Annotated in this window: 24 protein-coding genes and 1 pseudogene; 9 read left to right on the top strand and 16 right to left on the bottom strand. The window is 60.8% G+C overall.

The features are described 5' to 3' along the window. Positions 1–26 precede the first annotated feature (26 nt). From yedE to ABLV54_RS00255, 3 genes are all read left to right on the top strand, one after another. Positions 27–1,238 (top strand): selenium metabolism membrane protein YedE/FdhT, encoded by a 1,212-nt coding sequence (gene yedE, locus ABLV54_RS00265; RefSeq protein WP_050534166.1) that lies wholly within the window; start codon positions 27–29, stop codon positions 1,236–1,238. Next, the gene (gene yedF / locus ABLV54_RS00260; protein ID WP_004204092.1) at positions 1,235–1,468 is read left to right on the top strand and encodes a sulfurtransferase-like selenium metabolism protein YedF; all 234 of its coding nucleotides are present in this window, start codon (positions 1,235–1,237) and stop codon (positions 1,466–1,468) included. The genes yedE and yedF overlap by 4 nt, the downstream gene beginning before the upstream one ends. A 252-nt stretch (positions 1,469–1,720) precedes the next feature. Next, on the top strand, positions 1,721–2,113 hold the full coding sequence (locus tag ABLV54_RS00255; protein ID WP_050534165.1) for a DUF1398 domain-containing protein: 393 nt from the start codon (positions 1,721–1,723) through the stop codon (positions 2,111–2,113). Positions 2,114–2,152: 39 nt separating this feature from the next. On the opposite strand, the gene ABLV54_RS00250 is transcribed toward ABLV54_RS00255, so the two are convergent. Beyond that, on the bottom strand, positions 2,153–2,311 hold the full coding sequence (locus ABLV54_RS00250; RefSeq protein ID WP_002903230.1) for a YqaE/Pmp3 family membrane protein: 159 nt from the start codon (positions 2,309–2,311) through the stop codon (positions 2,153–2,155). 282 nt (positions 2,312–2,593) lie between these two features. Between ABLV54_RS00250 and gap the strand changes: the two genes are divergently transcribed. Then, complete coding sequence (gene gap / locus ABLV54_RS00245) at positions 2,594–3,592, top strand: type I glyceraldehyde-3-phosphate dehydrogenase (RefSeq protein ID WP_016160929.1); 999 nt, start codon at positions 2,594–2,596, stop codon at positions 3,590–3,592. Positions 3,593–3,640: 48 nt separating this feature from the next. On the opposite strand, the gene aldA is transcribed toward gap, so the two are convergent. Further along, complete coding sequence (gene aldA / locus ABLV54_RS00240; RefSeq protein WP_348813477.1) at positions 3,641–5,080, bottom strand: aldehyde dehydrogenase; 1,440 nt, start codon at positions 5,078–5,080, stop codon at positions 3,641–3,643. Between aldA and ABLV54_RS00235 the strand changes: the two genes are divergently transcribed. Next, positions 5,079–5,216, top strand: a complete 138-nt coding sequence (locus ABLV54_RS00235; RefSeq protein ID WP_048334914.1) for a hypothetical protein — start codon at positions 5,079–5,081, stop codon at positions 5,214–5,216. The genes aldA and ABLV54_RS00235 overlap by 2 nt on opposite strands. Positions 5,217–5,277: 61 nt before the next feature. On the opposite strand, the gene ABLV54_RS00230 is transcribed toward ABLV54_RS00235, so the two are convergent. Beyond that, on the bottom strand, positions 5,278–6,078 hold the full coding sequence (locus ABLV54_RS00230) for a YdcF family protein (RefSeq protein ID WP_050534164.1): 801 nt from the start codon (positions 6,076–6,078) through the stop codon (positions 5,278–5,280). A 381-nt stretch (positions 6,079–6,459) separates the two neighbouring features. On the opposite strand from ABLV54_RS00230, the gene ABLV54_RS00225 reads away from it, so the two are divergent. Continuing rightward, the gene (locus ABLV54_RS00225; RefSeq protein WP_023289485.1) at positions 6,460–7,785 is read left to right on the top strand and encodes an MFS transporter; all 1,326 of its coding nucleotides are present in this window, start codon (positions 6,460–6,462) and stop codon (positions 7,783–7,785) included. 343 nt (positions 7,786–8,128) lie between these two features. On the opposite strand, the gene ABLV54_RS00220 is transcribed toward ABLV54_RS00225, so the two are convergent. The 6 genes from ABLV54_RS00220 to ABLV54_RS00195 are packed head-to-tail and all read right to left on the bottom strand — an operon-like array spanning position 8,129 to position 15,640. Next, on the bottom strand, positions 8,129–9,559 hold the full coding sequence (locus ABLV54_RS00220; protein ID WP_032452677.1) for an amino acid permease: 1,431 nt from the start codon (positions 9,557–9,559) through the stop codon (positions 8,129–8,131). A 9-nt stretch (positions 9,560–9,568) separates the two neighbouring features. Beyond that, positions 9,569–10,564 (bottom strand): succinylglutamate desuccinylase, encoded by a 996-nt coding sequence (astE, locus tag ABLV54_RS00215; protein WP_050534163.1) that lies wholly within the window; start codon positions 10,562–10,564, stop codon positions 9,569–9,571. A 10-nt stretch (positions 10,565–10,574) separates the two neighbouring features. Beyond that, complete coding sequence (astB, locus tag ABLV54_RS00210; RefSeq protein WP_050534162.1) at positions 10,575–11,915, bottom strand: N-succinylarginine dihydrolase; 1,341 nt, start codon at positions 11,913–11,915, stop codon at positions 10,575–10,577. Positions 11,916–11,936: 21 nt separating this feature from the next. Beyond that, positions 11,937–13,403 (bottom strand): succinylglutamate-semialdehyde dehydrogenase, encoded by a 1,467-nt coding sequence (gene astD / locus ABLV54_RS00205; protein ID WP_023289481.1) that lies wholly within the window; start codon positions 13,401–13,403, stop codon positions 11,937–11,939. Beyond that, positions 13,394–14,416 carry an arginine N-succinyltransferase gene (gene astA, locus ABLV54_RS00200; RefSeq protein WP_023289480.1) on the bottom strand — a complete coding sequence of 341 codons (1,023 nt, stop codon included), beginning with the start codon at positions 14,414–14,416 and terminating at the stop codon, positions 13,394–13,396. Before astA ends, astD begins: the two co-directional genes overlap by 10 nt. An 18-nt stretch (positions 14,417–14,434) precedes the next feature. After that, positions 14,435–15,640 (bottom strand): bifunctional succinylornithine transaminase/acetylornithine transaminase, encoded by a 1,206-nt coding sequence (locus ABLV54_RS00195; RefSeq protein ID WP_050534161.1) that lies wholly within the window; start codon positions 15,638–15,640, stop codon positions 14,435–14,437. A gap of 169 nt (positions 15,641–15,809) precedes the next feature. On the opposite strand from ABLV54_RS00195, the pseudogene ABLV54_RS00190 reads away from it, so the two are divergent. Together ABLV54_RS00190 and ABLV54_RS00185 are read left to right on the top strand one after the other, a co-directional pair. After that, positions 15,810–15,956, top strand: a pseudogene (locus ABLV54_RS00190) (hypothetical protein). 212 nt (positions 15,957–16,168) lie between these two features. Further along, entirely contained in the window at positions 16,169–17,443 is a 1,275-nt protein-coding gene (locus ABLV54_RS00185; RefSeq protein ID WP_032452671.1) for a Glu/Leu/Phe/Val dehydrogenase, read from the top strand. A gap of 62 nt (positions 17,444–17,505) precedes the next feature. On the opposite strand, the gene ABLV54_RS00180 is transcribed toward ABLV54_RS00185, so the two are convergent. The 7 genes from ABLV54_RS00180 to ABLV54_RS00150 are packed head-to-tail and all read right to left on the bottom strand — an operon-like array spanning position 17,506 to position 24,988. Continuing rightward, positions 17,506–18,159 carry an HAD-IB family hydrolase gene (locus ABLV54_RS00180; RefSeq protein WP_050534160.1) on the bottom strand — a complete coding sequence of 218 codons (654 nt, stop codon included), beginning with the start codon at positions 18,157–18,159 and terminating at the stop codon, positions 17,506–17,508. Next, entirely contained in the window at positions 18,140–18,925 is a 786-nt protein-coding gene (locus tag ABLV54_RS00175) for an AfsA-related hotdog domain-containing protein (RefSeq protein WP_023289476.1), read from the bottom strand. The genes ABLV54_RS00180 and ABLV54_RS00175 overlap by 20 nt, the downstream gene beginning before the upstream one ends. Positions 18,926–18,938: 13 nt before the next feature. Further along, positions 18,939–20,144, bottom strand: a complete 1,206-nt coding sequence (locus ABLV54_RS00170) for an acetyl-CoA C-acyltransferase (RefSeq protein WP_050534159.1) — start codon at positions 20,142–20,144, stop codon at positions 18,939–18,941. Between the two features lie 2 nt (positions 20,145–20,146). Then, complete coding sequence (locus tag ABLV54_RS00165) at positions 20,147–21,631, bottom strand: FAD-dependent monooxygenase (RefSeq protein WP_135704402.1); 1,485 nt, start codon at positions 21,629–21,631, stop codon at positions 20,147–20,149. 60 nt (positions 21,632–21,691) lie between these two features. Continuing rightward, complete coding sequence (locus ABLV54_RS00160) at positions 21,692–22,756, bottom strand: aldo/keto reductase (RefSeq protein WP_023289473.1); 1,065 nt, start codon at positions 22,754–22,756, stop codon at positions 21,692–21,694. Beyond that, a complete protein-coding gene (locus tag ABLV54_RS00155) occupies positions 22,753–23,940 on the bottom strand; it encodes an MFS transporter (protein ID WP_044522662.1) in 1,188 nt (395 codons plus the stop codon). The genes ABLV54_RS00160 and ABLV54_RS00155 overlap by 4 nt, the downstream gene beginning before the upstream one ends. A 49-nt stretch (positions 23,941–23,989) precedes the next feature. Beyond that, positions 23,990–24,988: an aldo/keto reductase gene (locus tag ABLV54_RS00150; protein WP_023289471.1), complete on the bottom strand. Its 999-nt coding sequence runs from the start codon at positions 24,986–24,988 to the stop codon at positions 23,990–23,992. A 100-nt stretch (positions 24,989–25,088) separates the two neighbouring features. On the opposite strand from ABLV54_RS00150, the gene ABLV54_RS00145 reads away from it, so the two are divergent. Then, entirely contained in the window at positions 25,089–26,003 is a 915-nt protein-coding gene (locus tag ABLV54_RS00145) for a LysR family transcriptional regulator (protein ID WP_023289470.1), read from the top strand. The last annotated feature ends 107 nt before the right edge of the window (positions 26,004–26,110 follow it).

Here is a 26,110-nt window from a genome sequence, read left to right as displayed (position 1 = left end):
TACCTTCTGAGTTCAGAGGCATTTTTATGACATGGCAATCCTTCAAACAGGCCTGGCTTATCCGGTTCTGGTCCCCCGTCCCGGCGGTCATCGCCGCGGGCATTCTCTCAACCTACTATTTTGGCATCACCGGCACCTTCTGGGCGGTGACCGGCGAATTTACCCGCTGGGGTGGCCAGCTGCTGCAGCTGCTGGGGGTCCACAGCGAACAGTGGGGCTATTATCAGCTGATCCATCTCGACGGGACGCCGCTGACCCGCATCGACGGCAGGATGATCATCGGCATGTTCGGCGGCTGCCTGGCGGCGGCGCTGTGGGCCAATAACGTCAAATTGCGCTTGCCACGCAGCCGGATCCGCATTGTGCAGGCCGTAGCCGGGGGTATCATCGCCGGGTTCGGCGCGCGGCTGGCGATGGGCTGCAACCTGGCGGCCTTTTTCACCGGCATTCCGCAGTTCTCCCTGCACGCCTGGCTGTTTGCCATCGCCACCGCCATCGGCTCCTGGTTTGGCGCTCGCTTCACCCTGCTGCCTCTTTTTCGCATACCGGTAAAAATGCAAAAGGTATCCGCTGCTTCGCCGTTAACCCAAAAACCGCAGCAGGCGCGCCGCCGTTTCCGCCTGGGCATGGTGATCTTTTTCGCCATGATCGGCTGGGGCCTGCTCACCGCCGCAGACCACCCTGCGCTCGGCCTGGCGATGCTGTTCGGCATCGGCTTCGGTCTGCTTATCGAGCGCGCGCAGATCTGCTTCACCTCCGCCTTTCGCGATATGTGGATCACCGGCCGGACGGTGATGGCGAAGGCGATAATCTTCGGCATGGCGGCGAGCGCCATCGGCATCTTCAGCTATGTGCAACTGGGGATGGCGCCGAAAATCATGTGGGCCGGTCCCAACGCGGCGATTGGCGGGCTGCTGTTTGGCTTTGGCATCGTGCTGGCCGGCGGCTGTGAAACCGGCTGGATGTACCGGGCGGTGGAAGGCCAGGTTCACTACTGGTGGGTGGGGCTGGGCAACGTTATCGGCTCCACGCTGCTCGCCTGGTGCTGGGACGATATCGCCGCCCCGCTCGCCACCCACTGGCAAAAGGTCAACCTGCTGAACGCTTTTGGTCCCTTCGGCGGACTGCTGGCGACCTATCTGCTGCTGCTGGTCGCCCTGCTGCTGGTGATCGCCTGGGAGAGACATTTTTTCCGCCGCCAGTCGGCAGCGGTCCGGACCGCGAAGGAGAGCGCATGAAAAACATCATCCCTGATTATCGCCTGGACATGGTCGGCGAGCCCTGCCCCTATCCGGCGGTCGCTACCCTGGAGGCGATGCCCTCCCTGCAAAAAGGCGAGATCCTCGAAGTGATTAGCGACTGTCCGCAGTCGATCAATAACATTCCGCTTGATGCCCGGAACCATGGCTATACGGTGCTGGATATTCAGCAGGATGGCCCGACCATTCGCTATCTGATCCAGAAGTAACCCCGTTTCCCCGCCGGCGACCTTCATCGCCGGCATGGGTTTCCCCGTCTCCCGTCACGCCATTTCCTCATCACCAGAGAGGCCGCGCAGGCAAACGATTGCAATACATTGTAACACTTGAAACGATGTTCCAGTTATCCAATAACCATTAATATAACGCGCCTATATTATTAAAATACGAATAAGTAACTTCATGAATGGTTTCTGCCGCTACCGGCCAAAGCCGCACACCGCAACACAATAAGGATAGAAATGGAACTGCTGGCCAGGCTGAGTCATTTTTTTGAGCAAGTGCGTTCAGATGCCGATTTTGCCACCTTCGCCAGTGAACTGCGTCGGCATCAGGTCTCGTGTTATATCTACTTTGTCTCTACCGGCAATATGAATTTTGTGATGGCCAACGACGAGGTGATCACGATAAAAAGCGCCCGCGGCCTGCTGCGCGTGCGCAGCGCCCCCAGCCATCGGCTGACCTCGGCCGCTGTCATCCGCCATTTTGCCGGCGCCATCAACTTTGAACAGTACTGCAGGGATCTCGCCAGCGCCGGGGTGTTTAAGTGGAGCGTCGACCTGGACGAGGAGACTCGCCACTACTGGTCGAAGGAAAACAGGCTGCTGTATAAAGAGAGCCTGATTCCCCCCTGAGCGGGTCCCAGGGGGAAGCCTGGCCTGAGGGGCCAGCCCTTAATCGCGGGTCTGCACCCAGAAGGCGTGGATCAGGCCTGGAATATAGCCCAGCAGGGTCAGAATAATGTTGAGAATAAACGCCCAGCCGAAACCTTTCCCCAGCAGTACTCCCAGCGGCGGCAGAATGATAGTAAAAACGATTCTCCAGAATCCCATAAGCTCTCCCTTCATCTAACGGCAACATTTTACTAAGTTATTCAATAGTTAAGCATAGACGCTTTTCACCGCTTCGCCAGCAGGCGGCCCCCTCATCTCCGGTAACAAAAATTATTCCCTGCCGTCACGGATAAAAAAGCCCGCCAAAACATCCACTTTTCTGGCTCATGCTGCGGGCCCGGCAGCGAACCGCACAGATTGTCAGTTGACCTGGCTGCGAGTCAGGACTAAGCCTGGAGGAGTTTTATCACATCGAGTCGTTTTACCAACCGGAGAATATCCATGAGTAAACTTGGGATTAATGGATTTGGTCGTATCGGACGTCTGGTGTTACGCCGTTTATTAGAAGTCGACAGCAGCCTCGAGGTGGTGGCTATCAACGACCTCACCTCGCCAAAAGTACTGGCCTACCTGCTAAAGCATGATTCAAACTACGGCCCCTTCCCGTGGAGCGTCGACTTCACGGAAGATGCGCTGATCGTCAACGGTAAGACCATCACCGTGTATGCCGAAAAAGAGGCGCAGCATATTCCGTGGCAGGCGGCGGGCGCGGAAGTGATTGTGGAGTGTACCGGGTTCTACACCTCGGCAGAGAAATCGCAGGCCCATCTCCAGGCCGGCGCGCGCAAGGTGCTGATTTCCGCCCCCGCCGGCGAGATGAAAACTATCGTCTATAACGTCAACGATGACACCCTGACGCCGGATGACACCATTATCTCCGTCGCCTCCTGCACCACCAACTGCCTGGCGCCGATGGCCAAAGTCCTGCAGGATGCCTTCGGCATCACCGTTGGCACCATGACCACTATCCACGCCTATACCGGCACCCAGTCGCTGGTGGACGGGCCGCGCGGTAAAGATCTGCGCGCCTCCAGGGCGGCGGCGGAAAACGTCATCCCGCACACTACCGGCGCGGCCAAAGCTATCGGCCTGGTGATCCCCGCCCTGAGCGGGAAGCTGAAAGGCCATGCCCAGCGCGTACCGACCAAAACCGGCTCAGTGACGGAGCTGGTGTCGGTGCTGGAGAAAAAAGTGACTGCGGATGAGGTCAATCAGGCGATGAAGCAGGCGGCAGAGGGCAATGAATCCTTTGGCTACACCGAAGAAGAGATTGTCTCTTCCGATATCATCGGCAGCCATTTCGGTTCAATCTACGATGCCACCCAGCTGGAGATTGTGGAGGCCGGCGGCGTACAGCTGGTGAAAACCGTCGCCTGGTACGATAACGAATACGGCTTTGTCACCCAGTTGATCCGCGTGCTGGAGAAATTTGCCCGCTAAGTGAACGGCGGACAGCCTGCGCTGCCCGCCGATTCTGCATTGAGCGCCTCAGGCCTGCAGATAGACCACCTGAGTCTGCAGGTACTCATTCAGGCCATGGCGGCCATCTGCGCCGCCGATCCCCGATTTACGCCAGCCGGCGTGGAATCCCTGCATCGCCTCAAAGTTCTCGCGGTTGATATAGGTTTCGCCGAATTTCAGCCCCTTAATCGCCTTCATCGCCACATTAAGATCGCGGGTATAGATCGAGGAGGTCAGGCCATAATCGCTGTCATTGGCCATCGCCAGCGCTTCATCGAGCGTCGAAAACGCCACCACCGGCAGCACCGGCCCGAAGGTTTCCTCATGGATAATATCCATCTCCTGACGCACATCCAGCAGCAGGGTCGGCGGATAAAAATAGCCTTTCCCCTCCTGCGGCTGACCGCCCAGCGCGACACGTGCCCCCTGCGTCACCGCCTTTGCCACTTTCCGCGCCACCTGATCCCGCGCGGCGGCGTTAATCAGCGGCCCCATGGCGATGTCATCGCGCGCCGCCGGGTCGCCAAACTGCACAGCCTTCATCGCCTCGCCGAGGCGGTTGACGAAGCGATCGTAAATCCCCTGCTGAACATAGACCCGCTCGACGCAGTTGCACACCTGCCCGGTATTGATCACCCGCGAGTCCACCACCGCCTTCACCGCCAGCTCCAGATCCGCATCGTCCATGACGATGGCCGGCGCTTTGCCGCCGAGCTCGAGGCACACTTTGGTGATATTTTTCGCCGCGGCGGCCATGATTTTCTCCCCCGCCGCTACGCTGCCGGTCATGCTGACCATCGCCACCTTCGGATTGCCGGCCAGCTCCTGGCCGACGGTTTCCCCACGGCCGAGCACCAGGTTAAAGACCCCTTTCGGCAGCCCAACCTGGTGGACGATCTCGGCGAAAGCGATGGCGTTGTTGGGCGTGAATTCGCTGGGCTTAATGACGATAGTGTTGCCGGTGATCAGCGCCGGCGCCAGCTTGCGGGCGATAAGAAAGAACGGGAAGTTCCACGGCAGGATCCCGGTGGTCACCCCCAGCGCGCGTTTGAAGACGAGGATATTCTCCCCGGGACGGTCGCTCTGCACGATCTCCCCTTCATACCGCCGCGCCCATTCGGCCATGTAGTCGAGATAGTCGGCGGTAAACGCAACCTCCACCGCCGCCAGCTGCTGGATCTTGCCCCCTTCAGCGACGATCAGCCCGGCGATGTCGTCGGCACGCTGACGAATGCCGGCGGCAATTTTGCGCAGCCAACCCGCGCGCTCAATGGCCGGCAGCGCCTCCCAGGCCGGCTGGGCGCGCTCTGCGGCGTCAATCGCCAGCCGCGCCTCTTCCGCGGTCCCGTCCGGGATCCGCGACAGCAGCGCTTCAGTCGCCGGGTTAAGCACGTCGATCCAGCCGTCGCCGCGACCGGTAACGAACTGGCCATCAATATACATTGGGTGTTGAACGGGTGCTGTCATGGCTGCTCCTGTGGTGCATTTGTATTTAACAAGTGATTTTTTTGTTAAATATCGGGCGGATAAGCCGTGGCTTCGCAGCACGTTGGCGCATTTCTGTGAGCTGATTCATAAAACCGGACCAAAAATGGCCGGTTGAGGTTACATTTCAATAACACAAATTGCCCGTTTGCGATAAATCTGCCGCAAACGGGCATTTTTCAGCCGAGGAGGCGGGCCTGCAGCGCCCCGGCAAGCCGGTCATCCTCCCGCAGCTGTTGCCAGGCGTCGAGGATCGCCGGCGGGAAGGTCACGTGGCTGATAAAGTCTTTCCCCCGCGGACCGTACCCTTCAGGGGAATCCTGCAGGCGCGGCAGCTCGCCCAGCAGCAGCGCGAGGTAGCGGGTCACCGGCCACAGCCCCGCCCCGCCGCCCGCGAACCCCAGCTGGCCGTCGGTCTGCTCCAGCACCGGCGAGCAGCCGGGAAAGCTCAGCCACTGCGGCGGCGTCGTCGCCCCCTGCCAGACGCGGGCGAAGGTGGCCATCGTCCGCCGCTGCATGGTGGGGTCCTGAATGACGATCCCGCGACGATGGGGGATCCCCCGGCTCTCCAGCATTGTGCGGGTAAAGCGCGCGTTTTCCCCGCAGTTGGTCGACCGATCCTCCACCACCAGCCGCAGGCGAGGAATGTGCCAGAAGTCATGCGCAATATCCGCCAGAATATGCGCTTCCGGGCGGCCCTCCACCGCGAGCGAACGGTAGCGGGGATCCTCGCGCACCGCCTCATACAGAAAACCGGTGGAGTGTCCTATGCCGCCGCTGATCAGCAGCGGAACCTCCTGCTCCTTCGCCAGCCGGCAGGCGGCGTCGATGGTGGGGATCACGGCATTGCCAGCCAGCACCACCACATCCACTGCCGGCGGCGCGGTCAGCGTCGCCAAATCGTTCTGCGCCAGCCAGCCGCCAGTCAGGTTAGCCGCCGCCAGCGTCGTCGCCGACAGCGGGGGAAATTGTTCTGCCATTCTGATCTCCTTAATCACCTCTCAGCCGCGCAGAGAGGATAGTCCGGCCATCATAAACGCCGCCTGCCGGGGCGCAAAGCGACGTCGATTTGTAACCATTTTGAAATAACAAGAAACATCTAAAAACACTCGGGTTGCACCTGAATAACTGACCATGAAAATAACAAAAAACAGCAAAAACAGGTGGAAAATAAAAATTTACCTCGCAGTTACACCAGACAAAAGCGCGTTTTCTCGCCCGCGTTGCCAAGGGATAACTTGCCAATTGTAACCATCAACTCTAAGTTGCTTAACAATTACACAACCTTTTTCACATCAGGTTGCACCCTGCACGCACAGAGTGACACCTGACCTTTTACCGTGGCGGGAGAACGTTTCGTAATGAGCAATCCAGAAAGCAACACTGCATCCATTCTGCAGAAAAACAAGAAGGTCCTGATCGCGAGCCTGACCGGCAGCGCCATCGAATGGTTCGATTATTTTCTCTATGGCACCGCCGCCGCGCTGGTGTTCAACAAAATCTTCTTTCCGATGGTCGACCCGGTCATCGGTCTGATCCTCTCCTGGCTCTCCTTTTCGCTCACCTTTTTTATCCGCCCCATCGGCGGGGTCATTTTCGCCCACATCGGCGATCGCATCGGTCGCAAGAAGACGCTGGTGCTGACCCTGTCGCTGATGGGCAGCGCCACGGTGGCCATTGGCCTGCTGCCCACCTACGAAATGGTGGGCCTGTGGGCGCCCGCCCTGCTGATTACCCTGCGCATTATTCAGGGCATGGGTATCGGCGGCGAATGGGGCGGCGCGCTGCTGCTGGCCTACGAATACGCCCCGGAAAAGCGGAAAGGCTTTTTCGGCAGTATTCCTCAGGCCGGCGTGACCATCGGCATGCTGATGGCGACCTTTATCGTCTCGCTGATGACCCTGTTCGATGAGGCGCAGTTTCTTGCCTGGGGCTGGCGCATTCCGTTCCTGCTCAGCTCCGTCCTCGTTTTCCTCGGCCTGTGGATCCGCAAAGATATCGACGAAACGCCCGCCTTTAAGCAGGTGAAACAGTCTGGCCAGGTGGCGAAGGCTCCGCTGCGCGTGACGCTCAAACACCACTGGCGGGAGGTGCTGATCGCCGCGGGTCTGAAAGTGGTGGAGACCGCCCCCTTCTATATCTTCTCTACCTTTGTGGTCAGCTACGCCACTACCACCCTGAGCTATCAGAAGTCGCAGGCGCTGGAATCCGTCACCCTCGGCGCGCTGGTGGCCACCGTGATGATCCCGCTGATGGGGCTGCTGTCCGACAAGGTGGGCCGGCAAAAGATGTACACCCTGAGCGTGGTGCTGCTGGGGCTGTTTATCGTTCCGTGGTTCCTGCTGCTCGACACCGGCACCAGCTGGGGCATTATGCTGGCGACGATCGTTGCCTTCGGCATCCTGTGGGCGCCGGTGACCGCGGTGCTGGGTACCCTGTGCTCAGAGATTTTCAGCGCCAATGTGCGCTACACCGGGATCACCCTGGGTTACCAGCTGGGCGCCGCGCTGGCCGGGGGCACCGCGCCGCTTATCGCCACCGGTCTGCTGGCGAAATACGATGGTGACTGGCGACCGGTGGCCATCTACCTGGGCGTTACGGTGGCGATTTCGCTGCTGGCGATATTCTGCGCCAGCCGGATGAAATCCGTCCCTGGCGCGGCGCGCCCCCGGGCGGAAAGCGCCTAACCGCAGCCGGTCCGGGTCGACCATCCTGCCCGGCGGCGCTGCGCTTGCGCGGGCCTACAGGGAGATCGCGCCACGTGGGAAACCGCTCATCCCAGGCTCAGTAAGACAGTAGGCCCGGTAAGGCGCCAGCCGCCACCGGGCAGTAAAGCTGCTGCGAAGCCGACTATCCCGCCCGGCGGCGCTGCGCTTGCGCGGGCCTACGGGGGGATCATACCGCGGGGGAAACTGCAACCTTCCGGGCCCGGTAAGCATCCAGGCCCGGTAAGGCGCCAGCCGCCACCGGGCAGACAAACGAGAACAACGGTTAAGACGAGTTGTAGCCGGCCGCCAGGGCCGGCGGGTGTCAGGCGCTCTGATTGTCCAGCTGAAGCTGCCCCTCGCGCCGCTGCTTCAGCTTCCAGAAGGCCCACAGCGCGATAAACCACAGCGGAGAAGCCAGCAGCGCCAGCAGCGTGTCCGGGTCAAAGATCATGATGAAGATGGCGAACGCGAAGAACAGCAGGCTCACCCAGCTCATCGCCACGCCAAAGGGCATCTTAAAGATCGAACCGGCGTGCAGGTCCGGACGCTGACGGCGATAAACCAGATACGCCACGAGGATCATCCCCCAGCTGAACACCACCATAATCGCCGCCAGGGTCGAGACGATGGTAAACAGGGTCATCACATTCGGCACCAGGAACAGCAGCAGCGTACCGATCAGCATACAGAAGCAGGAAAACAGCAGGCTGCGCACCGGGATACGGGTGCTGCGCGACAGAATACGGAACTGCCAGTGCGCATGCTTCTCCACCGACAGGCCGTACAGCATGCGGGTGCTGGAGAAGACCCCGCTGTTGGCCGAGGACATCGCCGAGGTCAGCGCCACGAAGTTAATCACCGCCGCCGCCGCGGGCAGCCCGGCTTTGGCAAACAGCGTTACGAAGGGGCTGGTCTCCGCCGACACTCCCGGCCAGGAGGCGACAGCGATGATCACCACCATCGACAGCAGATAGAAGATGATAATCCGCAGCGGCAGGGCATTGATCGCCTTGGGCAAAATGCGCTGTGGATCGCGGGTCTCCGCCGTCATCGTCCCCAGCAGTTCGATGCCGGTAAAGGAGAAGATCGCTATCTGGAAGCCGGCGAAAAAGCCGGTGATACCGTGAGGCATAAAGGCCGTCGGGTCGGTGAGATGGCTCAGAGAAGCCGTCACGCCGTCCGGAGAGGTCCAGCCGGTGGCAATCATCCAGCCGCCGGTGGCGATCAGGGCGATAATGGTGATCACCTTGATCAGGGCGAACCAGAACTCCGCCTCGCCAAACATCTTCACCGACAGCAGGTTGAGCAGGAACAGGATAGCCAGCATGCTGAGGGCCGGCATCCACGCCGACAGCTCGGGGAACCAGTACTGCATATAGCTCCCGCACACCACCACGTCGGCGATACAGGTCACCACCCAGCTCAGCCAGTAGGTCCAGCCGAGATAAAAGCTGGCCTGCGGTCCGAGATACTCGCCGACAAAGTCGGCAAACGAGCGGTAGTCATGGCGGGTGAGCAGCAGCTCCCCCATCGCCCGCATCACCATATAGGTAAAGAACCCGACCAGCACATAGATAACCAGAATCGAGGTGCCGGCGACGGCGATGTTGCGCCCCGCCCCCATAAACAGCCCGGTGCCGATGGCGCCGCCGAGGGCGATCATCTGGATATGGCGGGCGCCAAGTCCGCGCTTAAGCTGTGACGCGCCTTCACCTCCGGCGGCAGATGGCGCCTGATGTTGATGTTCAGTCATGGTGTTTCCTCAGGCTGGTTGCGGGAGGCGAAGCGCCGCGGCGCGGAGCAGCAGCCCGGCGCGCTGGCCGGTGGCGACCCCGGCATTGGGAAAGAGGATATAGGGGGCCCGGGCCTGCACCACCCACCGTTTCTCTGCCTGGCGGGCGATCTCATACCCTGCCGGGAGCGCGGTGAAGTTCTCGACGTTGGCCGCCAGATTGAGCGTAAATTCCCCTTCGCGCTTGATGATGCTCTCCTCGACCAGGAAGTAATCCACCGGCGCTTTGTCGCGCGGGGGCAGCGGCGCGTCAGAAATCCAGGCCCGGATCGCCGCGTCGGCGGCGGCGAACAGGCTGAGATCGTTGGCGCCGAACGGCATCACTTTTCCCAGCTCAAGGGTGGCGCTTTGCGCGGCGAACTTTTCGCAGGTGAAATGAGTGAAGGTGCCGCCCGCTTCGGTATGGCGCACGATGGCGTCCATCCCGCTGGTCTGCAGCAGCTGGTAGAAGTCGGGCGAAAAATCCTCCGCGTGGGCCGGGAGCAGCGCAAACTGGCGATACAGCGACCCGCGAATGGCGGTATGCATATCGAGATGACTGCGGCTGACCGGCCCCGCCGCGTCGGCGGCGCGATAGAAGGCTTGCACCGCCTGCTCGAGGGCAAAAGCCCGCCGCGACTCATTGCCCGGGGAGACCGCCAGATGGCGACCGCCGAACAGGCGATTGAGGTCGTTGTGCAGATAGCGACGCGCGGCGCGGATCGCCGGCAGGTTACCAAAGACGATCAGCAGCGCCTGGGTGAGCGGCTGCCGCCCCTGGCTCAGATCGTGGGTCAGCTGCAGCAGCAGCTCGGTCGGCGCGGTCTCATTGCCATGGACGCCAGCGGAGAGGATCGTCGCCTGACGCCACGGCGTGGACGGCAGCAGCTGCAGGATGCCCTCGCCCAGCCAGCGGGCCTCGATGTCCGCCGGAAAGGTCCACCCCTGCAGGCGGCAGTGCAGTAAATCGTTAACCAGATGCTCCATCTGCCGCTCCTTAACGCTGAAAATCATAGACAGGGCCCAGACGCAGGATCTGCGTCAGCTCATCCAGCGCCTGATAAACCTCGCGCAGCAGCTGCGGGTCCGCCAGATCGCGGGCGTGCAGCCGGTCACGGTAGTGTTTTTCCACCCACGCCGTCAGCTGCTGATAACGCTCGTCGTTCATCAGGCTGTGGGCGTTGACCGCGTCGCGCTCCGCCTCGTTGAGCACCACCCGCAGCCGCAGGCAGGCCGGGCCGCCGCCGTTGCGCATGCTTTCCCGCAGGTCAAAAACCGCCACTTCATCGATCGGCGAGGCGCTGTCAGCCGCCAGGTCGCCCAGGTAGCGCCAGACGTTTTCCCGCTGCCGGCACTCCTCTGGCACCACGATCAGCATCTTGCCGTCGGGTTTGCTCAGCAGTTGGCTGTTGAACAGATAGGAGGCCACGGCGTCATCGAGCGACACCCGCTCGTCCGGCACTTCCACGCTGGTAAACGGGATATCGAGACGGTCGCTTTTTGCCCGCAGCGTCGCCAATACTGTCGACTGATCGACAAACGCCTGCTGATGGTGGAACAGCACATGGCGATTGCTGACCGCGATAACGTCGTTATGAAACACGCCGCGATCGATAGCCTGCGGCGCCTGCTGGGCAAACACCGTATAGCGCGGATCCAGCTGGTGCAGACGGGCCACCGCTTCGCTGGCCTCCAGGGTCTGCCGCGCCGGATACTTCACCGGGGCGATGCCGCCGCTGGCGCGTCGACCGTAGACAAACAGCTGCACGCCCTGACGATCGTACTCCCGGCAGAAGCGGTTATGGTTGGCCGCCCCTTCGTCGCCGAGGTCGCCATGCTGCGGCAGCGCCGCGTGGTGGGCGAAGAAGCGCGGATCGGCGAAGGTGGCGCGCAGGATCGCCGAGGTGATGGGCGCCTCCTGCATGCGGTGCAGCTTATTGTTCAGGTTGGCGACAGTGAAATGGACTTTGCCATCGGCGCTGTCCGCCGACGGCGAAACGGTCGCCGCGTTGGCGGTCCACATCGACGAGGCGGAGCTGAAGGCGGAGAGCAGCTGCGGCGCCGCCTGGGCCGCCTGGCGGATGACCTGCTCATCGCTGCCCTCGAATCCCAGGTCGCGCAGCAGGCGCAGGTTCGGCCGCGGCTGCGGCGGCAGGATCCCCTGCACGAATCCGCGATCGGCCAGGGCTTTCATTTTATACAGCCCCTGCAGCGCGGCCTTTTTAGGGTTAGAGAGACCATCGCGGTTATTTTGCGAGGCTTCATTGCCGACGGAGAGTCCGGCGTAGTGGTGCGTCGGGCCGACCAGGCCATCAAAGTTAGCTTCAAAACCAGACATATGTCCTCACAGGATCCGTTATCAGAATGGCAGGCCCGGCGATACGTTCGCCGGAAGCGTCAGCGTGTCGCTGACCAGAGAGGCCATCGGCCAGGCACAGTAATCGGCGGCGTACCACGCTGCCGCCCGGTGGTTGCCGGAGGCGCCCACCCCGCCAAACGGCGCTTTACTGGAAGCGCCGGTCAGCGGCTTGTTCCAGTTGACGATCCCGGCTCGCGCCTCGTCCGCCAGCTGGTCAAACTGCGCCGCATCGCGGGAGATCAGCCCCACGGCCAGGCCATAGCGGGTCTGGTTGGCGAGGCGAATCGCCTCCGGGAAGTCGTCGTAACGGATAACCGTCAGCAGCGGACCAAAGTACTCTTCATCCGGCACCTCGATACCGGTGACGTCAACGATCCCCGGGGTCAGCACCGTGGAGTGCGGGTCAGGCTGGCGCATACGCAGCAGCACCTTGCCGCCGAGCGCCTCCAGTTTCTGCTGCGCCGCCAGCATGTTCTGCGCCGCCTCAAGGGAAATCACCCCGCCCATAAACGGCGCCGGCTGGTCATCCCATTTCCCGGCGCGGATCTGCGCGCTGGCCTCCACCAGTCGCCGCAGCAGCGCATCCCCCTGCTCGCCGCGCTGAACGATCAGCCGGCGCGCGCAGGTGCAGCGCTGTCCGGCGGAGATAAACGCCGACTGGATAATCACGTGCAGCGCCGCATCGACATCGGCCACGTCGGCCACGATCAGCGCGTTGTTGCCGCCCATCTCGAGGGCCAGCATCTTCTCCGGCTGACCGCCGAAGTAGCGATGGAAGTGGAAACCCGCCGCCGCGCTGCCGGTGAACAGCACGCCGTCGATATCGCGGTTTTCCAGCAGCGCCTGGCCGGTGGCTTTCCCGCCCTGCAGCAGGTTAATCACCCCGTCGGGGACACCCGCCTGCTGCCACAGCTGGACCGTCAGTTCCGCAGTGGCCGGCGTCAGCTCGCTGGGTTTAAACACCACGGTGTTACCGGCGATCAGCGCCGGAATGATATGCCCGTTGGGCAGATGGCCCGGGAAGTTGTAGGGACCGAAGACCGCCATCACGCCGTGCGGCTTGTGGCGCAGCTGCGCTTTACCGTCCGGCAGGGTCGACTCGTGAAATCCTGTCCGCTGGTGATAGGCCTCGACGGAGATGGCGGCTTTGCCGATCATCGCCTGCACTTCGGTGCGGGTCTCCCACAGCGGCTTGCTGGTCTCCCGGGAAATCAGGGTCGCCAGCGCCTCTTTGTGCGTCTCCAGCAGCGCGGCGAAACGCTGGACGACGTCAATACGCTCGGCCAGCGGGCGGTGCGACCAGGGATAAAACGCCGCCCGCGCCGCGGCGCAGGCCGCCTGGACGTCGTCGGCCCCCGCGCTGGCCGCCTGCCACAGCAGAGATTGATCCTCCGGGGCCAGTTTACTCATCGTAGCGCCGCTGCCCGGCTGCCACTGCCCGGCTATGAACTGTGCTTTTACCGCCATGATCTGTTTTCCTCTGGGTTCAGGGTTACCGTGTAAACGCGGTCGGTTTCAGTGACCTGCAGCGCATCCAGCGCGGCGGCGTCCAGTGAGACCTGCTCTTCGTGGGCCACCAGCAGCGCCCGAAAATTGTCGAACTGACCGTTGGCGACCAGCGTCGGCGCCGACAGCGTGCCCGTCAGCTGCTGAGCCGGCAGGCACTGGCAGTCGCGCACGGCGCGGATCTGATCGGTCTCCGCCTCCAGCACCGGACCGGCATCGAAAATATCCACCGAGCCGCGCCAGCTAAATCCCTCTTTCTCGAGGATCGCCCGCGCCGGGGCGGTGTTGGGATGCACCTGACCGATGACCTGACGGGCATTCTCCGGCAGCAGCGAGATATAGATCGGGTACGCCGGCATCAGCTCGGCAATAAAGGTTTTCATGCCGGTGCCGGTCAGCCGGTCGGCATCGGCGAACGGGATCTCGAAGAAGTGATGGCCCAGCGCATCCCAGAACGGCGACTGCCCTTGCTCATCGCTGCAGCCGCGCAGTTCGGCAAACAGGTGCGGCGAAAACCACTCGCGGAAGGCGGCGATAAACAAAAACCGCGCCTTGGAGAGCAGCAGACCGTTGCGGTTGCGCTGATACCCGGGGTCGAGAAACAGCGTACACAGCTCGCTGTGACCGGTGTGGTCATAGCTCAGATTGAGCAGCTCCTGAGGCTTATAGACTCCCAGCGCTTTCGAGGCGCGAACCGTTTTCTGAATGCGAAAATTGTAAAAGGGCTCGTCCAGGCCCACCGCCACCTCAATGGCGCTGACCCCCACCACCCGCTCCAGCGCGGTGTCTTCCAGCACAAACAGAAAGCCTTGCTGGCCGCGCGGCAGCGCGCCGGCGAAGGTGTCAATGCTGCGGCGTATCCGGGCGGCCAGGCGCCCGGCATCATGGGGTAAAGAGGTCATGCCGACCCCCGCCCGCGCGGCAAGGCGGACGATGTCGTCAAGATCGTTTTCCCTTACGGGACGAAATAGCATCACAGGCCGTCCTCCCGGTTAGCGGGTTAAGCGGGCAACGGCGCGATCAAGGCGCACGAAGGCTTGCGCAATATCCGCCAGCGGGATATTGAGCGCCGGCGCGAAGCGCAGCACGTCCGGACCGGCAATCAGGGCGATCACCCCCTCTTCCGCCGCCAGGTTGGTCAGGGTTTTGGCCTTCCCGCGCAGCGGTCCGGCCAGCTCGGCGCCGATCAGCAGACCGGCGCCGCGCACGGCGCTGAACGCATCGTAGCGGGCAGAGAGGGCATTCAGCTGGTCGACGATCAGCGCATGGCGCTCGCCGACGCCCGCCAGCAGCGGCGCATCCAGATGGGCCAGCACGGCGTTGGCGACGGTCGCCGCCAGCGGGTTACCGCCGAAGGTGGTGCCATGGGTGCCTGGCTGGAAGACCTGCGCCCAGGCCTCTTTCGCCAGCATCGCGCCGATCGGGAAGCCGCCCCCCAGCCCTTTGGCGCTGGTGAGGATGTCCGGGACGACGTTGTAATGCTGGTAGGCGTAGAGATGGCCGGTACGCCCGGCGCCGGTCTGCACCTCATCGAATATCAGGGTGGCGTGATGGCGATCGCAGAGGGCGCGCAGCGCCTGGAGGAACGCCGGGTCCGCCGGGATCACCCCGCCTTCGCCGATAATCGGCTCGACGATCACCGCGCAGGTACGTGAGGAGATCGCCGCGGTGACCGCCTCGATATCGTTATAGGGCAGATGGGTAATGCCCTGCGGCAGCGGCGCATAATCGCTGGAATATTTCGGCTGGCCGCCGACGGAGACGGTGAACAGCGTGCGGCCATGGAAGGCGTGGTTGAAGGCGATGATTTCGCTTTTTTCACCGCCGAACTTATCGTGGGCATATTTCCGCGCCAGCTTAAGGGCCGCCTCGTTCGCTTCAGCGCCGGAGTTGCAGAAGAACACCTTGTCGGCAAAGGTGGACTGCACCAGGGTTTTCGCCAGCTGCAGCACCGGTTCGTTGGTATAGCCATTGCCGATATGCCACAGTTTCGCCAGCTGCCCATGCAGGGCCTCAGCCAGCGCCGGGTGGGCATGGCCGAGGGCGTTCACTGCGATGCCGCCGGCCATATCGATATACTCTTTCCCCTGCTGGTCCCAGACGCGGGAGCCCGCCGCCCTCACCGGAATAAACGGCGCGGGGGCAAAACAGGGAACCAGGTAAGCGTCAAAATCTTCGCGAGTCATACTGCCTGACATCATTCATCTCCGGAACGTAAGACGACGGAAAACGCTCCCGCCGCGTTGGACAATCGACATTAACCCTGACCCTCGGCTTATTTTGGGCACGAGCGCGCCCGCTGCGATGGTAAAAATATTCACCACAGAAAACTTAAGCCCTATTCTTTTTGCGGGTATTTGTTAATTCATGGTTAACGCCATGTTGTTGTGTGGGCTAATGCTGGCCTGTGAACAATAAGATTGTCAATATGGGGAAACGCAATTTATTCACTTTTTGAAGATCATCAAGATAATGAAAAACATAGAAAAAATATTTTCTTATGCACTTAAGTGAATAAAAAGTGAATTAAAATGCACAGCTTGCGGGTGGTTCTCGTGCGTAGTTATTCACTTAAAAAATAAAATTTCTAACAAAAATTTAAAAATCGGAATTGCCGTCAAATACCGCTTTATAAAATTGGTGATACCATTCATTGCACAGAGTTTACTGCTGTAGCTATTCCACGGTTTTACACGACATAAACAACACTGAGAAACAGGACTCTTATGGAAAAGTTATCTTACGCATCTGAAAGTAGTACATCTCCATGGACCACCTACCTGCGCCAGATCGACCGTGTCGCGCCTTATCTCGGCGATCTTGCCTACTGGGTGGAAACCCTGCGCCATCCGAAGCGTGCGCTGATCGTCGACATCCCTGTGCAGATGGACGACGGCACCATTCGCCACTTCGAGGGCTATCGCGTTCAGCACAATCTTTCGCGTGGGCCGGGTAAAGGTGGTGTTCGCTACCATCCGGATGTTGATCTTAACGAAGTCATGGCACTTTCTGCCTGGATGACCATTAAGTGCGCCGCGGTCAATATTCCTTACGGCGGGGCCAAAGGCGGCATCCGCGTCGACCCCTTCTCGCTGTCGGAAGGTGAACTGGAACGCCTGACTCGCCGCTATACCAGCGAAATCGGCATTATCATCGGGCCGCAGAAAGATATTCCGGCGCCGGACGTCGGCACCAACGGCAAAGTGATGGCGTGGATGATGGACACCTACTCCATGAACCATGGCACCACCATCACCGGCGTGGTCACCGGCAAGCCGATCCACCTCGGCGGCTCCCTCGGTCGTGAAAAAGCCACCGGACGCGGCGTGTTCGTCACCGGCCGGGAAGTGGCCCGTCGCGCCGGCATCGAAATTGAAGGCGCTAAAGTGGCGCTGCAGGGCTTTGGTAACGTCGGTAGCGAAGCGGCGCGCCTGTTCGCCGGCGTCGGCGCCCGCGTAGTGGTCATTCAGGATCACACCGCCACCCTGTACAACGAAGGCGGGATTGATATGACCGCCCTCACCGCCTGGCAGGCGGAGAAAAAGCAGATCGCCGGTTTCCCGGGCGCCCAGGAGATCGATAAAGAGGCGTTCTGGACCACCCCGATGGACATCCTGATCCCGGCGGCGCTGGAAGGGCAAATCACCCGCGAGCGCGCTGAGAAGCTGAGCTGCAAACTGGTGCTGGAAGGGGCTAACGGCCCAACCTATCCGGAAGCGGACGATGTGCTGGCCGAGCGCGGGGTGATCGTAGTGCCGGACGTTATCTGCAACGCCGGCGGGGTGACCGTCAGCTACTTTGAGTGGGTGCAGGACATGGCCAGCTTCTTCTGGAGCGAAGAGGAGATCAACGCCAAGATGGACCGCATCATGACCGACGCTATTATTCACGTCTGCGATAAAGCGGCCGAGAAAGAATGTACCCTGCGTACCGCCGCCTATATCGTGGCCTGCGAGCGCATCCTGATGGCGCGTAAAGACCGCGGCATCTACCCGGGCTGATCCCCGTCAGGGAGCGAATCAGGGGTGGCATTGCGCCGCCCCTTTTTTTTGCCGTCGCGCCGTCAGCCGCCGGTGGACCACAGCACTGGCCATCCCCGACGCTGCGCCTCCGCCAGCAGCCCCGGAGAGGGATTCACCGCGCAGGGGTGGCCGACCGCGGCGAGCAGCGGCAGATCCGAGATATGATCGCCGAAGGCGTAGCATGCCGCCAGCGGCTGGCCCTGTTCCTGCGCATAGCATTGGGCATGCGCCGCCTTGTGTTCGCCGATGGCGGTCCGCCAGAGCTCGCCGGTATAGCGGTCATCCACCACGACCGGCTCTGAGCACAGGGCATGCTCCACCCCCAGCGCCGCCATCGCCGGCCAGAGAATGTCGGTCATCGACCCGGAGACAAACACCACGTCATCCCCCCGCGCCTGGTGCTGCCTGAGGCGCGCCGCCACCTCGCGGTGAAAACCATATCCGCCTTCGCGATACAGGCTCTCGGCGACCGCCCGCACCCGGGGGCGCGACTCGTGGCGAAACAGCGAGTAATAGTAGCGGTTGATCGCCTCCCGCGGCTGACCTGCTTCGCTGAGCGCCTGCAGCTGCCGGACAATCGCCGCGGCCGTCAAACCGCACTGCAGCGGATATTCCGCGGCATAGCGGTGCAGAAACAGGAACATACTTTTGCCGGTAATCAGCGTTTCATCCACATCAAAAAAGGCGATGCTCATCCCCGTCCCCCTGCTCAATACTGACCAGATAATGTTGATGGCACTGCGCCGCCTGCTCGCACTCTTTGCGAGTGATGTAGTTAAGGTCATAGACGCTGAAGCTAAAGCCAACTTCCGCTTTGCGGGTGCCGGTCTGGTCAAACCCCACCGAGCATTCACAGGTGAAGCGGCCATGGGCTGAACTTTTGCGCGACACCACGTTGAGGACGATGGTCACCGGCAGCGGAAAAACAAAGCAGGAAAAGGCCACCTGCAGCGAGCTCAGGGTAAAGTACTTCTCCGCCATCGCCACGCCGGCCTCCGCCAGCAGGAATTTTTCCGTGGTGGCGATGATGGTCTGCCGCGCCGCCTCGATCAGCACCATCCCCTGAATATGTTGCCCGGTCTGGTGGTCGCAGAGCAGCTCCGAGGCATCCTGCAGGATCAGGCGCGCGCAATAGCTATCCTCATCGCGTTTTTCCGGCGAGGTGATGAGGATATTCGCTTTTTTACGTTTATGTACCAGCCGCTGATGATCGCGATTGTTTTGATAATAGAGATCCTGCAGATTGACGATCTGGCGCATTGTGTCCGGATAGTGCTGACGAATAATGCAGATGGTGCGGGAGATGTCGTCGAGCTGTACCCCCTGACCGATAACGATTTTATCGACCCCGGCCAGCTCGCCGCTCCAGACAAACCGCTCAAACTCATTCACCGTCAGCACATTCTCATGCCGCCGGGCAAAATCGGTAAATTTCTCACCCACCACAATTAATTTTTCCATGGCGCTTGTCTCCTCAGATCGTTTTCACCAGTAACGCAATCCCCATCCCGCCGCCGATGCACAGCGACGCCAGGCCGGTCGGTTGATTCTCCCGGCGCAGCGCGTGCACCAGGCTGACCACAATCCGCGTCCCGGAACTGCCCAGCGGATGGCCGAGGGCGATCGCGCCGCCGTGGACGTTCAGCCGGGAAGCAATCTCCTCCTCCGTCATCTGATGCGCTCTGGCCAGTCCCTTGACCACCCCCAGCACCTGCGCGGCAAAGGCTTCGTTGATCTCCAGCCGGGCCATATCGCTGAGCTGAAAACGCCCGCGGCGCAGGGCGCACGCTATCGCCGGCAGCGGGCCAAGCCCCATCATGGACGGGTCAACGCCGCCCTCGCCAAAGGAGACAATCTCCGCCAGCGGCTGCAGGCCATAGCGGGCAACGGCGCGCGCCGACGCGAGGATCACCGACGCGGCGCCATCGTTCAGCCCGGAGGCATTGCCCGCCGTGACGCTGCCGTCAGCGCGAAAGGCCGGTTTCAGCGCCGCCAGCTGCTCGGCGCTAAGATCATGGCGGATCGGCTCATCTTCGCGAACCGTGCTGACGCCCCGCTTCGCGCTGACCGTCACCGGCACCATCTCATCGACAAAAAAGCCGGCGCGGCTGGCGGCGGAGGCTTTGTGATGGCTTTCCAGGGCATACTGGTCCTGCGCCGCGCGCGAGATCTGCTCCTGCGCGGCGATGGCCTCCGCCGTTTCCCCCATCGGGATCTGCAGCAGCGGATCGGTTAATCCGTCGCGCTGGATCACATCCTCACTGCTGAACGCGCCGAATTTCATCCCGCCCCTTATCTCTCCCCGCAGCAAAAACGGCGCCTGACTCATATTTTCCATTCCGCCGGCGACCACCAGGTCGGCATAACCGCTCTGGATATGGATCGCCCCTTCGGTCAGGCTTTTCATGCCGCTACCGCAGATCATATTCAGGGTGTAAGCCGGCTTTTGCACCGGGATCCCCGCCCGCAGCGCAACCTGACGCGCCGGTCCCATCCCCTGCCCGGCGGCAAGGACGCAGCCGCAGATCACCTCATCGATCCACGCCGGGTCAATGCCGGCCTGCTGCAGGTTGTGCCTGACGGTGAGCGCGGCCAGCTCCACCGCGGAGACCGTTTTCAGGGCGCCAAGAAAGCGCCCCACCGGCGTACGGCAGGCCGCGACAATATAGACTTTGTTCATGATTATTCCATTACGTAGAGCGAGGAAAGATACTGCCGTGTCCCGGCTTCGCTGCCGGTAAAGCCCACATAGCCATCGGGATTGACCACCGCATAGTCATCGGGGCCGATCTGTAGCGCTTCGAGAAACGCCTCGTCCGCCGGTTCGAGGGGGCAGAATATAAACCAGCCGGCCTGCTTCAGGCGGGACATAGGAGGACAAGCGGCGCGGGCGGAAAAGATCACCACCTTACCGCTGGCGAAGACGTCATAGCTGTTGCGAAACATCGCCTGCGGCGAGGCAAAAACGTACCAGGGAACATGGTGCCCTGCCAGGCCGTCCGGGTGCTGCGCCTGCGTCGCGGTGAAGCCGGCGTACTGCAGCGGCAGCTGGTGACGATAGTAGTGACGGTTGCAAAACTCCGGAAAGTAGACCCCGTCGATATGATTTCTCGGCACCAGACCGGCAATCAGGCCGGTATCGCGATCGGTGGAGCGCAGCACACCGCTCACCGCCGCGAAGCGCTCGGCGCGATAGGACGCTGGCAGTCGGTCAGTGGCCACGCCGTGCAGATAGAAAGCCAGCTTCCAGGCGAGGTTCACCGCATCCTGGACGCCGGTGTTCATCCCCTGCCCGCCAATGGGACTGAACAGGTGGAAGGCATCTCCCGCCAGCATAATATGATGCTGCAGATTGTCATCGGCGATGCGGTTATAGAAATTGGCGCTGGAAGACCAGGTGAGCGTCTGCGCCTGCGGCACCTGAGGGCAGTAGCGCGCCAGCGCGACGTTGATCTCCTGCAGGTCCGGCACCGGACGCGGCGTCGGCAGGCGCCCGGCTTTTTTAATCACGATCCTGACCTGATTGTCCGGCATGGGCAGGAAAATCAAAAAGCCCTGCTCATCAATATGGTAGGAGGTTCCCGGGAGCGCCGCCGCGCGGTCGAATTGCACGTCCGCCATCACAAAATGCAGCGGATAGTCATGACCGCTAAAGCCGATCCCGGCCAGCTCGCGGACGGTGCTGGCCGCGCCGTCGGCGCCGATAATATAGTCATAAGCGGCGGAACAGGCCCGGCGGGCATCGTCGAGCAGGGAGACGTGATAGCGTTCCCCCTCCCGGCGCCAGGAGACCAGCTGGTGCCCACGTTTGACCTCCCGCCCGGCGTCGGCCAACGCCGTTTCGAGGATCTTCTCCGTCCGCGGCTGCGGGATACTGACATGGAAGGGGTAGCAAGTGGCGAGTCGGCGGTTATCGATATGCAGAAATTTGCGGTTTTTATAGTAAGCGTAGACTGACTGAACCTGCTTTCCCTGGGCGATCAGTTCCCCGGCAAGGCCTAAGCCGTGGAAGGCTTTAATGGTCGCCGGACTGACGCTCAGCGCTTTGGACCAGGTGGTGCTGTGGGTATTTTTATCAATGATATCAAAATCAATTCCATACTTATTCAGATAGCAGCCAATGATTAACCCTACCGGGCCGGCGCCAACAATGAGTACTTTTTTCACGATCGAGCCTCTCTGTATGCCCCGTGCGGGGCATACGCGTGTTGCCTGGGTGTAGGGTGATTAGGGATAGATATCATCGGCCAGACGACGATCGCCGGCGACATTGCAGATATGCCAGTAGGGGTATGGTTTCTCTTTCTCGCTCACGCTGTTGAGGATCGCCGTCTCCTCGTCGCTCAGCGTCCAGTTCAGCGCCGCCAGGTTATCCTCCAGCTGGGCCAGTTTGGTCGCGCCGATCACCAGCGAAGCGATCCCCGGACGGGTACGCAGCCAGTTGAGCGCCACCTGCGCGACGCTGGCGTTGCGCTGGCGGGCAATCTCCTGCATCACCTCCAGGGTCTGCCAGGCCTGCTCGCGGTTGGCGATCGGCGCGGATTCGAACGGCGTGGCGTTCGCCAGGCGACTGCCCTCGGGAAACGCCTGATTGCGTGGGTATTTGCCGGTGAGAAAGCCCCCGGCCAGCGGGCTCCAGACGGTGATGCCGACGTTCTGATCGACGCTGAGCGGAATAATCTCATGCTCCAGTTCACGCGCGGCGATATTGTAATAGCCCTGATAGACGCAGAATTTCTCCAGCCCAAGGCGCTCCGAGATCCCCAGCGCCTTCGCCAGCTGCCAGGCCGCGTAGTTGGAGACCCCGATATAGCGAATTTTCCCGGCGCGGATCAGCGTATCCAGCGTGCGCAGGGTATCCTCCAGCGCGGTGCGCGGATCGAACCCGTGAAGGTGATAGATATCGATATAATCGGTCTTCAGCCGCTGCAGGCTGGCCTCGACGGCATTGATGATATGGTAGCGCGACGCCCCCAGCGCGTTCGGGTTGGGGTCGGTTTGCCAGCGTCCTTTGGTGCCGATAATCACCTGCTGGCGTTTTCCCTTCAGCGCGTTGCCGAGCAGCTCTTCGCCCTGGCCGTTCTTATAACAGTCCGCGGTATCAAAAAAGTTAATCCCGGCGTCCAGCGCTTTGTACACCAGATCGTAGGCCGTCTGCTCAGGCACCACGCCGAATTCCGACCAGTTGCGCCCCGGCGCGCCGAGAAAGGCCCCTTTCTCGCCAAACGTCATGGCGCCAAAACAGAGCTCCGAAACCGACAGCCCGGTGGAACCTAAATATCGATACTTCATGCTTGACTTCCTTTTAAAGGTGACAACGTCACACTAGCGATAACCCATCCGCTGGCGGTCAGGCAAGCACCGGCCAGGGGAATGTGCGAGAGAGAAACGCCGGAGGCGAGCAGCAGCCCGCCAAACCAGGCGCCGCCGGCATTGCCGAGGTTAAAGGCGGCGATATTGCACGAAGAGACCATGCTTTTGCCGCTCTCACTGCTGTCCAGGGCCTGCATCTGCAGCGGCGGAATGGTGGAGAACATCGCCGCCCCCAGCAGAAACACCGCCGCGCAGGCGCCGGGCAGCGTCTGAATCGCCCACGGAAAAAGACACAGGACGACGCTCAGCAAGGCGAGAGTTAGCAGCAGCGCCCGGCGGACGCCGCCGTCGGTCAGTCGGCCGCCAAGATGATTCCCGGCGACCATCCCGACGCCGAACAGCATCAGCACCGGCGGAATAAGGTGGTCGCTCATCCCGGTGACGGTTTTCAGCATCGGCGCGATGTAGGTGAAGGCGGCGAAGACGCCGGAGAACCCGAGGGCGGTGATCAGCAGGCTGCGCAGCACCGCGGGATGACGGAGCACCTTCAGCTCATCGCGGATCCGACTCCGGGCCGACGGCTGCGCCTGACGGCCAGGCACCAGGGCGATCACCGCCAGGGCGGAGAGAATGCCGATCAGCGTGACCATATAGAAGGTATAGCGCCAGCCAAGGTACTGCCCCACCCAGGCGCCGAGCGGCACGCCCAGAATATTGGCCAGGGTGGCGCCGAGAAACACGGCGGAGACCGCCGAAGCCCGTTTATCCACCGGCGCCAGCTCCGCGGCATAGACCGAGCTTATTCCGAAGAACGAGGCGTGAGCGAACGCAGTTATTACCCGGGCAATAATTAGCATGGTCATATTACCGGCGATCGCGCAGCCTAAATTTCCAATGGAAAATAAGATCATTAAAAATAACAGCGCCGGTTTTTTGCGATAACGGCTTAATAGCGGCGTAAGCAGCGGCGCGCCAATCACCACCCCACAGGCATAAGCGGTAATAGACCAGGCGGCGAGCGTAATGGATATATGAAAGTCATGGGCCACATCGAGTAATAAACCCATAATCACAAATTCGGTGGTGCCAATACCAAATGAACCCACGGAAAGCGCATACACCGCCGCAGGCAATCCCGCCGGACGGGAAACAGCAATAGTCATAAGTTACCTTATCTCCCGCCAGACCGGCGGGAGGAGCGTATTCAGGAGATTATTTATCGATTAAATTAAAGTCGCCCTGGTTATAGCGTAATCCGGCGACGTTTTCGGGAGCGAAAATATGATCGATGGCGAGAATATCCTCAGGGGAGAGCATAATATCGGCTGCAGCGGCATTATCGCGCAGATGGTTCATTTTTCGCGCCCCGGGGATCGGCACGATATCTTCCCCTTTGCTCATCACCCAGGCGAGGGCCATCTGCGCCAGGGTGGCCTCGTAGCGGCTGGCGACCTGCTGCAGACGGTCGAGCAGTTGCTGGTTTTTGCGCATGGTTTCGGCCTGGAAGCGCGGCAGATTGCGACGAAAATCATCGGCTGCGAAGACGCCGGGGTCGGTGATCTGGCCCGTCAGGAAGCCGCGGCCCAGCGGACTGTAAGGGACAAAGCCCACGCCCAGCTCGCGGCAGGCCTTGAGGATGCCGCCCTCCGGCTCACGGGTCCATAGCGAGTATTCCGTCTGCACCGCGGCGATCGGATGCACCTTGCAGGCCCGGCGCAACGTCTGGGCTGACACTTCCGACAGCCCGATATGGCGAATTTTACCCTCTTTGACCAGGTCGGCCATGGTGCCCACCACCTCTTCCACCGGCACCGCAGGATCGACGCGGTGCTGATAGAGCAGATCGATGGTCTCAATATTCAGCCGCTTCAGCGACCCTTCCACCGCCTCGCGAATATGTTCCGGACGGCTGTCGACGCCGGCCATCCGCTCCAGCCCCTGGCCGGTCGGCAGAATACGAAAGCCAAATTTGGTGGCAATCTGCACCTTATCGCGGATGCCTTTAATCGCTTTCCCAACAAGGACTTCATTGTCAAAAGGCCCATACACTTCGGCGGAATCCAGGAAGGTCACCCCCATGTCCACTGCGGCATGGATGGTATTAATCGCCTGCGACTCCTCAGCGCCGCCATAGGCGAAACTCATTCCCATACACCCGAGACCCAATGCGGAAACCTGGAACTTCTCTTTTCCGAGATAACGTGTTTTCACCTTATTTTCCTTACGTGCTGAATGTTATTAAATATATACTTCCCTTTTACATTGATAACAATTAATCTATTCCGAACGCGGTGTTAGCTGGAAATTAACAATGAAAACGTTGCCTGATTTGCAACAAATTGAAATATTAATACTCATAGTGAAACATGGCAGTTTTCGGCAAGCTGCCAGAGCATTAAATCTTTCACCGCCGGCCCTCACCAGCGCTATTAATCATCTGGAAGAAAAATTAGGCGTGCGCCTGCTCAATCGCTCGACGCGCAGTTTGTCTTTAACCGCCGTGGGTGAGGAATTTCTTAATAATATGACGCCGGTGGTGAATGATTATCGCCGGGTGGTCGACAGTCTGAATTATCACCGTCTGACCCCGGAAGGGGTGGTGAAAGTCAATTTACCGCGCATTGTTCTCGACCTTTTCTTTCAGCGCTATTTTATTGCTTTTAAAACCGCCTATCCTGACGTGACGCTGGAGCTGTTTACCACCGATCGGAAAGTGAATATTATCGAGTCCGGTTTTGACGCTGGCATTCGCTATTCCCGGGACGTGCCCAAAGATATGATTGCCATCCCCTTTGGCGAGAAGCTGTCGCTGATCCCGGTGGCCAGCCCGGACTATCTCCACGAGGCCGGAGCGCCCGACACCCCGCAGTCGCTGGTCAATTTCCGCTGCATCAACCGCTGTTTTCCCAGCGGCGAAAAGTACCGGTGGGAATTTATCAGCCCCGACGGCGAGCCAGGCGAAGTCGCCGTCAAGGGCGATCTGGTCGTCGATTCCGATACGGCGATGATCCAGGCGGCGGAGAGCGGACTGGGGATCGCCTTTGTCTATCAGTCGCTGGTGTCCGCGCAACTGAACGCCGGCAGTCTGGTCCGCTTATTACCCAGCTACCGCTACCCGGCGGATCATTTCTGCGTCTACTATCCGAGTCGCAAACATATTCCTGCGCCCCTGCGCGCTTTTATCACCTGGGTGATGGCGCAGAATAAGAGCATCCTCCATGAGTAAATGGCCTGAGGGGGTATCCTCCTGTCGCCACAATAAACGCACACACCGTTAACCCTTTTTTATCCTTTCCCTTGAATTCCGCCGGTTGTCAGACATAAACTCGTTAG

Source organism: Klebsiella sp. JB_Kp042, from assembly GCF_040065275.1.
Classification (GTDB): Bacteria; Pseudomonadota; Gammaproteobacteria; order Enterobacterales; family Enterobacteriaceae; genus Klebsiella; species Klebsiella quasipneumoniae.
The sequence above is the reverse complement of the archived record's forward strand: the minus strand, read 5'-3'. Positions and strand labels throughout refer to the sequence as shown.